Genomic DNA, 10,443 nt, shown 5'->3' on the forward strand with positions numbered 1-10,443 from the left:
CCCCACCCCCACACCCCCCCCCGCGCGGGGGCGCCGACCCCCCGCGGGGCGGGGGCGCCCCCGCCCCCCCCCCCGACGGGGGGGGCCCGGGGGCCCCCCCTCCCCCGGGCGGCCACCAGGACGTCGGTCAGGTCAGCGAGCAGGCCGCCCCGTTGACGGTCACCAGGCCGGGGCTCGGGTTGGCGCCCCCGGTGGTCGTCGCGTTGAAGCCGAACATCACTGAGCCACCCGGTGCGATCTTGGCGTTGTGCGACTCGTTGCGCGCGGTCACCGTCGCGCCGGACTGAGTGACCTTCGCCAGCCACGCCTCGCGTACCCGCTGGTCACCGGTGAACGCGAAGCGCACGCTCCAGCCGTTGACGGCGGTGGTGCCCGTGTTCTGGATGGTCAGCTGCCCGGTGAACCCGGTGCCGCCCTGCCAGGCGCCGTAGTTGGTGTAGCGCGCCGTGCAGGTGGTGGCCGGCACCGCGCCGGCGTCACCCTGGTCGGCCAGGAACGAGGCGATCCAGGTCAGCGCCGAGTTCCAGTTGATCGCCACCTCGTTCGTCGAGTACGAGTTGATGTCGTCGACGTAGCAGAACATCGGCTCGCAGCCAGCCAGCAACTGTGCCACGAACGGGTCCTGCAGGGCCGCGTTCGGGCCACCGGCGAGGGAGCCGGCGGGCGGTCGGGGAAGGCTCGGGTCGAGCTGGTGGCCGAAGATCCGGCTGTGCTGGTTCTCCGCGGCGTGCTCTCCCCACCCGGTGACGTAGGAGATGTTCAGGGCGTTGCGACCGAGGATGTAGTCCATCGCCTGCACGGCCCCGTCACGGTAGGCGACGTTGCGGGTCAGGTCGAAGGCCGTGGCCAGCACCACCGCGTTGTTGATGACGTTGCTGTTGCCGCCCCAGAAGTAGCTGTTGGCGTCTCCGGGCATCGGCAGCCCGTAAGCCTGCCGGCGCAGCTCGGCGAGGTACGTGTCGGCGGCGGCGGTGACCGAGGCGCGGACCCGGGCCAGATCGGCGGCGGGCAGTCCGTTCGGCACGGTGGCCAGGTCGAGGCGGCCCAGCGCGGCCACGCTCTGCCAGCCGAAGCCCCGGGCGTCGAACACGTTCCCGGTGTGGTGCGGTGAGGCGGTCAGGTCGGCCAGGTAGTTCTGCGCCCCGGTGGTCAGGTACAGCTCGGCCGCCGCCCAGTAGAACTCGTCGGTGACGTTGCTGTCGTCGTACGCGCCGCCGCCGGTGCCGTCGGTCGGGCTGGCGTACACCGCCGGGTGGGCCTTGGCCGCGGCGTAGGCGGTCTTCGCGGCAGTGCCGCAGCGGGTCGCGAACGCCGCGTCGTAGGGGGCGAAGAGTCGGGCGCACTGGGCCGCGGTGGCGGCCATGTTGAGGGTGGCCGCGGTCGACGGCGGGTGCAGCTCGCGAGGCTGCGGGTCGTCCTGTGGGGACAGCGGCAGCCCGGTCCAGTTCTGATCGTGGATCTTGTGGTGGACCATGCCGGCGAGCGGCTTGCCGGCGGGCACCTGCATGCGCAGCAGGAACTCCAGCTCCCAGCGGGCCTCGTCGAGGATGTCCGGCACGGCGTTGCCGCGCTCGGGCACCCGCAGCGTGCTGTCGGCGAGTTCGGCGCCGCCGTTGGCGGTGGCCGCCGTCTTGGTCCGCTCGAAGGTGTTCAACAACTGGTAGGTGGCGATGCCGCCGTTGACCACGTACTTGCCGTGATCGCCGGCGTCGTACCAGCCGCCGCGCACGTCCAGGGAGTAGTCGCAGACACCCGGCTGGCAGGGCACGTTGGTGTCGCCCCGGTTGGGTGCGACGCCGAGGTGGCCGGCGGGCCGGGCGTACTCGTCGCCGATCAGGTCACCGTCGATGGCGATGCCGCTGCGCTGGGCGTAGAAGAACTGCAACGAGTCGGAGCGCAGCTGGTCGTAGAGGGCGCCGGAGATGTCGAACGGGTGGCTGGTCTCACCGTCGACGGTGAGCGTGAGCCCGGTGCCAGGGGTGCGGTAGCTGGAGAAGTCGACGGTCTGCACGTTCTGCCCGGAGGCGGCGTCGACGCCGCGAGCGGTGGTGGTGCCACTGGCCACGACGGTTCCGGTGGCGTTGCGCAGCTGCCAGGGCAGCGCCGCGGTGGCCTCGGTGACGACAGTGGCGTTCTTCGGGCCACCGGGCAGGTAGCCGACCTGGTTGACGCGCACCCGTGGCCCGGTGTCCGGCACGTACGGCTCGGGCGGCTCGCCGCCGCGCAGCGAGACGTCGTCCAGGCAGATGGTCTGCGCCTGGGCGGCGCCACCGACCTGGAAGATCAGTTGCGCGTTGGGGTTGTCGTCCGGGACGGTGAAGGTCTGCTCGACCCGCTGGAGGGTGCCGGTGGCGGTGGCGTCCACCGCCGCGTACGTGGTGTACGGGGCGCTGCCGAGCTGCAACACGGCCTTGACCGCGGCGCCGGGAGTGGCGGAGACGGCGAAGCCGAGGGTGTATTCGGCGCCGGCGATCAGCGGCACGCCGTCCTGGCCGATACCGGCGTCCCACGGGTTGGCCAGCCCGCCCGCGACAGTGGTGCAGAGCTGGCCGTCGGTGACTGCCAGCGCGCCGGTGCCGAAGGAGAACCAAGGGCTCACGCCCTCGCTGAAGTCGCCGTTGTCGATCTGCTCGGGGGCGTCCGGTGGTGGGTCGGCGTGGGCCGCGCCGGCGCCCGCGCCGGTGAGGGCCAGGGTGGTCGCCGCAGCCAGCAGGAGGCGGCGTCGGGATGGCGTCACGGGAGTCCTTCCGGGACGGGAAGTGGGACAGTGGTGGTGGCAAGGAGCTGGGAAGACGCTGGGAGCGCTCCCAGGTGTCTGCTCGATGTTTCCAGTGCCAGCACGCCCTGTCAATTGATCTGGTTGGATGGGTTTCAGCATCCGACGTGGGCGGCCAGCCCGAGCGGCACCCCCGACGCGCCGCCCTCCGGACGTGAGATTGGCCGCGCCACGCGCCGTCGTCCTGATCTCCTAGAGACAACTGCGCCCTTCGCCTGGCAGGCTGCCACCCATGACCCTGAAGCTGCGTTCCGTGGGAACGAGCGACCGTGGGCTGATCCGCAGCGGAAACCAGGACGCCCTGCACGCCGGCACCTGGCTCGTCGCCGTCGCCGACGGCATGGGCGGAATGGCCGCCGGCGACCTGGCCAGCGCCCTCACCATCGACGCGGTCGCCCCGCTGGACCTCGAGACACCCGAGGACGCTCTGGTGGCCGCGCTCGAGGGCGGCATCGCGCTCGCCACCTCCCGGATCCGACAGGCGGTCGCCGAGGATCCCGAGCGCCAGGGCATGGGCACCACGCTGACCGCCCTGCTCTTCGCCCGTACCGGCAGCTGTCTGGCGCTCGCGCACGTCGGCGACTCCCGGGCCTACCTGTTCCGCGAGGGCGTGCTCAAGCAGGTCACCCGGGACGACACCTTCGTCCAGATGCTTGTGGATCAGGGCGTGATCACCGCCGACCAGGCCAGCAGCCACCCTCGCCGGGCCGTGGTCACCCAGGCGTTGCAGGGTGACGAGGTCTCCCCGTCGTACGCGACGATGGTGCCCCGGGCGGGCGACCGGTGGCTGCTGTGCAGCGACGGCCTCTCCAACGTGGTTCGCCCGGACACCCTCACCGAGGTGCTCAGCGGCTATCCGGACCGGGACGCCTGCGCCGCCAAGCTGATCGACCTGGCCCTGCACGCCGGCGCGCCGGACAACGTCACAGTCGTGGTGGCCGACGTCGTCGAGGAGTAGACCGCCGCTCAGCGCCGACGCGGCGTGGCGTGCCGGGTGGGTTTGGCCGTTCCCGGATCCTCCGGCCACGGGTGCCGGGGATAGCGCCCGCGCAGCTCGGAGCGGACCTGCGGATAGCCGGTACGCCAGAACGACGCCAGGTCGGCGGTGACCGCCACCGGCCGGCCGGCGGGGGAGAGCAGGTGCAGCAGCACCGGCACCCGACCGTCGGCGATGCGGGGGGCCGCCGGCCAGCCGAACGTCTCCTGGAGCTTCACGGCGAGCACCGGCGCGGCGGGGTCGCCGTAGTCCAGCCGGATTCGAGAACCACTCGGCACCTCGATCCGCTCCGGGGCCAGCTCGTCGAGGCGGGCGGCCTGCGCCCAGGGCAGCAACCGACGCAGCGCCGACGGTACGTCCACCCGCGCCAGGTCGGTCCGGCGTCGCGCGGCGGCCAGCTCCGGGCCCAGCCAGGTCGGCGCGGCGTCGAGCAACGAGTCGTCGCCAACCTCCGGCCACGGCTCGCCCAGGTGGTGCCTCAGGAACGCGAGCCGCTCACGCAGCGCCCGAGCCGCCGGCGTCCAGGGCAGCAACCCCAGCCCGTCCTGGCGCAGGCCGGTCAGCAGCGCGGCGGCCACCTCCGCCCGGTCCGGCCGGTCCAGGCGCCGCTGGACCAGCTCGATCGCGCCCAGCCGGGTCACCTCCCGGGCCACCACGTCCCCGTCCGACCAGCCGACCTCGCGGCCGGTGCGCAGCAGCGGACCGGCCGCCTCCCGGGCCGTCGCCTCGTCCACCGGGGAGGCCCGGCGGATGCGGGCCGACGGCGCGCCGGGTGTGCGGTCCGCGACCGCTACCGCCAGCCAGTCGGACCCGGCCAGCCCCGAGCCGGCGGCCAGCTCCGCGGCGGTCCCGCCGGTCATCAGGTACGCCGAGCCGCCCGGCCGCCGCACCCGGGCCAACCGTTCCGGGTACGCCAGACCGACGAGCAGCCCGGCGGCGAGATCGTCGCTCAGTCCACCCGGGCCGGTGCGGCCGGTGGCCTCGGCGCGGCCCTTCGGCGGGGCGTCGGCAGGCAGCGCGGCCCGCAGCCGGCGTACCTCGGTGCGCCAACGGGCGGTCGCGCCCGCGTCCACGCCGGTGCGCAGCCGACGCCAACCGGCGACCAGATCGTCACCGGGGCCGGCGGCGCCCTCCTCGGCGAGCAGGGCGACCACCTCGGCGGCCCGGTCGGCGCCGACCCGGCCGGCGCCGTCGAGGAGCGCCCGGGCCAGTCGTGGATGCGCCCCGGCGGCGGCGATCGACCGCCCCCGCGTCGTGATCCGACCGTCGATGTCGACAGCGCCCAGGGTTTCCAGGGTGTCCCGGGCCACCGTCATCGCGGCGGCCGGCGGCGGGTCGGGCAACGCGAGCCCGACACCGTCCGGTCGGCCCCAGGCGGCCAACTCCAACGCGAAGCCGGTCAGGTCGGCGGTGGCGATCTCCGGCTCGGCGCGGGCGGGCAGCCGCTCGTGGGTCGCCGCCGACCAGCAGCGGTAGACGTACCCGGGGGCCTCCCGGCCGGCCCGGCCCGCTCGCTGGGTGGCGGCGGCGCGGGAGACCGGCACGGTGACCAGCGCGCCCAGCCCACGGGCCAGGTCGATCCGAGGCACCCGGGACAGCCCGGCGTCCACCACGATCCGCACCCCCGGGACGGTCAGGCTGGTCTCGGCCAGCGCGGTGGCCAGCACCACCCGCCGTCGGTCACCGCGACGCAGCGCGGCGTCCTGCTCGGCGCCGCGTTGACGGCCGTGCAGCGGGAGCAGCGCGACAGCGTCCCGTAGGTCGGCCAGCCGGCCGGTGACCGCGGCGATCTCGCCGGCCCCGGGCAGGAAGACGAGCACGTCGCCGTCGTGCTCGCGCAGCGCCCGCCGGACGGTGGCGGCCACGTGGTCGAGCAGGGCCCGGTCCACCGGCCCGGCCCCGGGCGGGGCGATCGGGCGCGCCGGGGGCACCCAGATCCGCTCTACCGGGTGCAACGCCGAGTCGGCCCGCACCACAGGTGCCGGGGTGGGCCCGCCCAGCAGCGCGGCGAACCGGTCGGTGTCCGGGGTCGCCGACATCGCCAGCATCCACAGGTCCGGCCGGAGGGTGGCGCGCGCCTCCACGGTGAAGGCCAGCGCGAGGTCGGCGTCGAGTTGGCGTTCGTGGCACTCGTCGAGCAGCACGGCACCCGTGCCGGGCAGCTCCGGGTCGTGGTGCAGCCGGCGGACCAGCAGGCCGGTGGTGACCACCTCGATCCGGGTGGCCGGGCCGACCCGGCGCTCGCCGCGTACCGCGTAGCCGACCCGCTCACCGACCCGCTCGCCGAGCAGCTCGGCCATGCGCCGGGCAGCGGCACGGGCCGCCACCCGGCGGGGTTGGGCGATCACCACCCGACCGGTCACCCGGTCGGCCACGGCCAGCGGCGCGAGGGTGGTCTTGCCGGTGCCCGGTGGAGCCACGAGCACACCGGCGCCGGCCGCGTCGAGAGCCGCGACCAGCGCCGGCAGCACCGGGCGGACCGGCAGGTCAAGGGTTACGTCGGAGAGCACGGCCCAGTCTCGCACCGGGACGGGTGCGTCAGGAGCGACGGACCTCGCCGACGCCGAGCACGAAGGCCCGCCAGGCCGTCGCGCCGAAGGCGAGCACCGGGCCGGAGCGGTCCTTGCTGTCCCGGACGGCGACCTGACCCGCGACTGTCGCGACCTCCACGCAGTTGCCGTTGCCGCTGCTGCGCGTGCTGGTGCGCCAGTCCGCTCGGGTCAGGTCGTACGCCGTCATCCGCGGTACCTCTCGTCTGCGTCGGCGTGCCGCAGAAGCGGTCACGCAAAGTTACGAGAAGCATGCTCAAGACGGGTCAACGACGCCGTCGGATCGAGCGCCATCCGGCACAGCTCCTCGTGCAGAAGGCTATACCCGAGCACATGATCGGCTTCTTCCAGAGCCAGCCCCATCGTGAGGTTATCCAGGTAAACCACTGACGCGTCGGCGGCATCGGCGAAGTTGAGGATCACGTACGGGGTGCTCATCGCGGGATGCCCGCCAGCGGTGAAGGGCAGTACCTGAATTGTCACGTTGGGTAGCTGCGCGATCCGGCTCATGTGGACCAGTTGCTCGGCCATCACCGCGGTTCCGCCGACCGGGCGCAGGAGCACCGCCTCGTTGAGGATCACCGACAGAACGACCGGGTCCTCGCGGCGCAGCACCTCCTGTCGGCGCAGCCGGGCGGCGACCTTGCGCTCCAGACCGTCCTCGCCGGCGGTGCGCCGGAAGATCTCCCGGGCGTACGCCTCGGTCTGCAACAGTCCGGGCACCGACTCGGCCTCGTACGTGCGCAGCGCCGCCGCCTCGGCCTCCAGTCCGACGTAGAACTCGAACCACTCGGGGAGCACGTCGCTGTAGTTCTGCCACCAGCCGCGCTGCTGTGCCCCCCGGGCGATCTCGATCAGTGCCTCGGCATCCGAACCGGTCACCTGGTACAGCGCGAGAGCGGCCCGGACGTCGCGGGGTTTGATGCCGATCTGCGCGGTCTCGATCCGGGAGAGGTTGCTCTTCGACATGTCGAGCTGACGGGCGGCCACATCGAGGGTCATGCCCGCGCGTTCCCGTAGCTGGCGGAGCTCCCGGGCGATGCGGCGACGCCGCACGGTCGGGCTGGCGGCGGGTCGGACGGTGGGGGTGGCGGTCACCGTCCGAGTCTGCCACGACAAGATCCGCAGGTCGCAGATGCACGGAGTGCAACTTTCAAATCTGGGAGTTGCGTTGCAGTAGCTGTCGGTGCATCCTTTCCCGGTTGCGAACACTGTGGACACGCCTGTCGGGAGGATCGTTGCTCATCGCCGACGAGTTTTTCCTGATCGCCCACAACGACAGTCGTGGTAAGGCAAAACTGCACCCGGCTGCGACGGGGCTCGGGCTGGCCGGCGGGCTCCTCGGCGAACTGATCCTCTACGGACACATCACTGTCGTGGCCGGCCAGGTCACCGTCATCGACAGGCGTCCGCCAGCCGACGCCCTGGCGCACACCGTGTTGGACCAGCTGATCGGCGAGTCGCAACACCGGGAGCTGCGCACCTGGCTGAGTTTCCTGGCGCAGAGCGCCACGGCGTCGGTGGGAGAACGGCTCGCCCGCGCCGGGGTGCTGCGCCGCCAGGAGAGCCGCCGACTGCTGCGTACCACGGTCAGCTACCTGCCGATCGACCTCAACGCGGTGGCCTGGCCGGCCACCCGCCTCCGGGCCCTGCTGGACCGGCCGGAACCACCGGGCGTGCCAGATGCCCTGCTGCTCGGCCTGGTGGTGGCCGCCGGGCTGACCCGTGAGGTGCTGTGGAGCGCCGGCCCTCGGGCGCACCACCGGCTGAACGTCCTCATCCCCGCGCTGCCGGCCCCGCTCAAGGAACTCGTCGGGCACACCGAGGCCGCCGTCGGCGCCGCCGTGCTGCGCGGCATCCCCTGATCCCCTCCGGTAACCCCCAACCCTCCCCTCGACGATCGGAGTAGTCGTATGCCCCCGACATCGACAGTCGAACGACCCAGCAACGTCTCCGAAGCCCTGGCCCGAGGTCGCCTCGGCATCCCGTCGGTCATCTTCTTCGTCCTCTCCGCCGCCGCGCCGTTGACAGTGGTGGCAGGCGTCGTCACCACCGGCTACGGCGTCATCGGGGTGACCGGAATCCCGCTGGCCTTCCTGCTGATCGCCGCGGTCCTCGCCCTCTTCTCGGTGGGCTACGTGGCGATGTCCCGCCGGGTGGAGAACGCGGGCGCCTTCTACGCCTACATCTCCCGAGGACTCGGCCGACCGGCCGGCGTGGGCGCGGCCTGGGTCGCGCTGATCGCGTACAACGCGCTCCAGGTCGGGCTGTACGGCACCATCGGTGCGGCGGCCCAGCCGGTGCTCGACCGGCTCTTCGGCGGACACCCGCACTGGGCCGTCGTGGCCCTGGTGGCGTGGGCGTTGGTCGGCGTGCTCGGCCTGCTCCGGGTCGACCTCAACGGCATGGTCCTGGCCGCGTTGCTGGTCGCCGAGGTCGTGGTGGTCCTCATCTTCGACCTGGGGCAGCTCGGCAACCCGGCCGACGGCCAGGTCAGCTTCGCCTCGTTCTCGCCGGACAACCTCTTCGTGTCGGGCGTCGGCGCGGTGCTGGTGCTGGCCGTCCTCGGCTTCGTCGGCTTCGAGTCGGCGGTGGTCTTCAGCGAGGAGAGCAAGGACCCGAAGCGGACGGTGCCGCTGGCCACCTACCTCTCGGTGGCGATCATCGCCGGGCTGTACGCGCTGTCGTCCTGGACCATGACGGTCGCCGTCGGGCAGGACAAGATCGTGGCCGAGGCCGGCACGCAGGGCGTCGAGCTGATCTTCAACCTGGCCGGCGCGCAGCTCGGCGACACGATGGTCACCATCGGGCAGGTGCTCTTCCTGACCTCGGTGCTCGCCGCGATGATCTCGTTCCACAACACCACGGCCCGGTACACGTTCGCGCTCGGTCGGGAGCGGGTGCTGCCGGCGGTGTTCGGTAAGACCTCGGCCCGTACCGGCGCGCCGCGGGCCGCCTCGGTGGCGCAGAGCGTCCTCGGGCTGCTTGTCATCGCGCTGTACGCGGTCAACGGCTGGGAGCCGGTGGTGCAGCTGTTCTTCTGGGTCGGCACCACAGGCGGCTTCGGCGTCCTGCTGCTGATCGCCACCACCTCGGTGGCGGTGATCGCCTACTTCGCCCGCACCGCCAGCGGCGAGAACCTCTGGCGACGGGCCATCGCGCCCGGCCTGGCCACCATCGCGCTCTTCGTGATCATCTGGTTGGCCGTGTCGAACTTCGCCAACCTGCTCGGCGTCGCGCCGGACTCCCCGCTGCGGTGGGCGCTGCCCGCCGCGTACCCGGTGGCTGCCCTGCTGGGCATCGGGTGGGCCCTGCTGCTGCGCAGCAACCGCCCGGACACGTACGCCCGGATCGGCCTGGGCGCGGCGAGCGCCGCCGCCGTCACCAGGCCGGAGGCGCCGGCCGCCGTGGAGGTGACCCGATGAGCGTGGTCATCGAGCGGCTCGGGCCGGAGGAGACGTCGCTCGTGGCGGCCCGGATCGCCGAGGCGTTCACCGTTTTGGAGGTGACGTACTGGCTGGTCCCCGACGCGAGCAAGCGGGAGGCCGTGCTGGCCGGAGACTTCGAGATCCTGGTCGAGCACGCGATGCGGCACGGCATGGTCCACGCGACCGAGGACCGGGCCTCGGTGGCGGTCTGGTTTCCCTCGGTCGGTGAGCCGGCGCCGCCGCCTGCGGACTACGACGCCCGACTGGCCGCCGCCTGCGGCGAGTGGACCGACCGGTTCCAGCACCTCGACGAGCTGTTCGCGGCGCACCACCCGCACCCGGACCACCACCACCTCGCCTTCCTGGCGACCCGGCCCGACCGGCAGGGGCAGGGGTTGGGGAGCGCGCTGATGCGCCACCACCACGCCTGGCTGGACGCCAACGGGATGCCGGCGTACCTGGAGGCGAGCAGCCCACGCAGCCGGGACCTGTACGCGAAGCACGGCTATCTGGCCGGCGAGCCGTTCCGGGTGCCCGACGGCACGCCGTTCTGGCCGATGTGGCGGGAGCCGGTCGGACACTGAGCCGTTCGAACACTGAGCTGGTCGGGTCGACGTGACCAGCACGCCTTGTGATCGAGCTGTCACGCTCGCGTGACAGCTCGGGCAAAGCGGAGGGCCGGGTCCCCAGGAC

At 72.9% G+C, this 10,443-nt stretch carries 8 protein-coding genes; 4 read left to right on the forward strand and 4 right to left on the reverse strand.

The features are described from left to right. Positions 1-127 precede the first annotated feature (127 nt). Positions 128-2,737, reverse strand: a complete 2,610-nt coding sequence (locus AB0B48_RS28975) for a glycoside hydrolase family 9 protein (RefSeq protein ID WP_357207007.1) — start codon at positions 2,735-2,737, stop codon at positions 128-130. A 271-nt stretch (positions 2,738-3,008) separates the two neighbouring features. Here AB0B48_RS28975 and AB0B48_RS28980 point away from each other — a divergent pair, with 271 nt between their 5' ends. After that, positions 3,009-3,734 (forward strand): protein phosphatase 2C domain-containing protein, encoded by a 726-nt coding sequence (locus tag AB0B48_RS28980; protein WP_357207008.1) that lies wholly within the window; start codon positions 3,009-3,011, stop codon positions 3,732-3,734. An 8-nt stretch (positions 3,735-3,742) separates the two neighbouring features. Here AB0B48_RS28980 and hrpB read toward each other — a convergent pair whose 3' ends face one another. From hrpB to AB0B48_RS28995, 3 genes are read right to left on the reverse strand one after another with little or no spacing between them, the layout of a single operon-like run. After that, the gene (hrpB, locus tag AB0B48_RS28985) at positions 3,743-6,283 is read right to left on the reverse strand and encodes an ATP-dependent helicase HrpB (RefSeq protein ID WP_357207010.1); all 2,541 of its coding nucleotides are present in this window, start codon (positions 6,281-6,283) and stop codon (positions 3,743-3,745) included. A gap of 28 nt (positions 6,284-6,311) precedes the next feature. Continuing rightward, positions 6,312-6,512 (reverse strand): DUF397 domain-containing protein, encoded by a 201-nt coding sequence (locus AB0B48_RS28990; RefSeq protein ID WP_355007195.1) that lies wholly within the window; start codon positions 6,510-6,512, stop codon positions 6,312-6,314. A 41-nt stretch (positions 6,513-6,553) separates the two neighbouring features. Continuing rightward, positions 6,554-7,378, reverse strand: coding sequence for a helix-turn-helix transcriptional regulator (locus tag AB0B48_RS28995; RefSeq protein WP_357207017.1), 825 nt, complete (start codon positions 7,376-7,378; stop codon positions 6,554-6,556). A gap of 182 nt (positions 7,379-7,560) precedes the next feature. Between AB0B48_RS28995 and AB0B48_RS29000 the strand changes: the two genes are divergently transcribed. From AB0B48_RS29000 to AB0B48_RS29010, 3 genes are read left to right on the forward strand one after another with little or no spacing between them, the layout of a single operon-like run. Further along, on the forward strand, positions 7,561-8,187 hold the full coding sequence (locus AB0B48_RS29000) for a GPP34 family phosphoprotein (RefSeq protein ID WP_355007196.1): 627 nt from the start codon (positions 7,561-7,563) through the stop codon (positions 8,185-8,187). Positions 8,188-8,235: 48 nt separating this feature from the next. Continuing rightward, entirely contained in the window at positions 8,236-9,747 is a 1,512-nt protein-coding gene (locus AB0B48_RS29005; RefSeq protein ID WP_357207013.1) for an APC family permease, read from the forward strand. Then, a complete protein-coding gene (locus AB0B48_RS29010; protein WP_357207015.1) occupies positions 9,744-10,334 on the forward strand; it encodes a GNAT family N-acetyltransferase in 591 nt (196 codons plus the stop codon). Before AB0B48_RS29005 ends, AB0B48_RS29010 begins: the two co-directional genes overlap by 4 nt. The last annotated feature ends 109 nt before the right edge of the window (positions 10,335-10,443 follow it).

Origin of the sequence: Micromonospora sp. NPDC049089 (assembly GCF_040648775.1) — a bacterium.
Lineage (GTDB): Bacteria > Actinomycetota > Actinomycetes > Mycobacteriales > Micromonosporaceae > Micromonospora.

Bases quoted from the DNA above. Each gene is read 5' to 3' on its own strand.
- AB0B48_RS28980 (WP_357207008.1), top strand. From the start codon at position 3,009: ATGACCCTGAAGCTGCGTTCCGTGGGAACGAGCGACCGTGGGCTGATC.
- AB0B48_RS28990 (WP_355007195.1), bottom strand. From the start codon at position 6,512: ATGACGGCGTACGACCTGACCCGAGCGGACTGGCGCACCAGCACGCGC.
- AB0B48_RS29005 (WP_357207013.1), top strand. From the start codon at position 8,236: ATGCCCCCGACATCGACAGTCGAACGACCCAGCAACGTCTCCGAAGCC.
- AB0B48_RS29010 (WP_357207015.1), top strand. From the start codon at position 9,744: ATGAGCGTGGTCATCGAGCGGCTCGGGCCGGAGGAGACGTCGCTCGTG.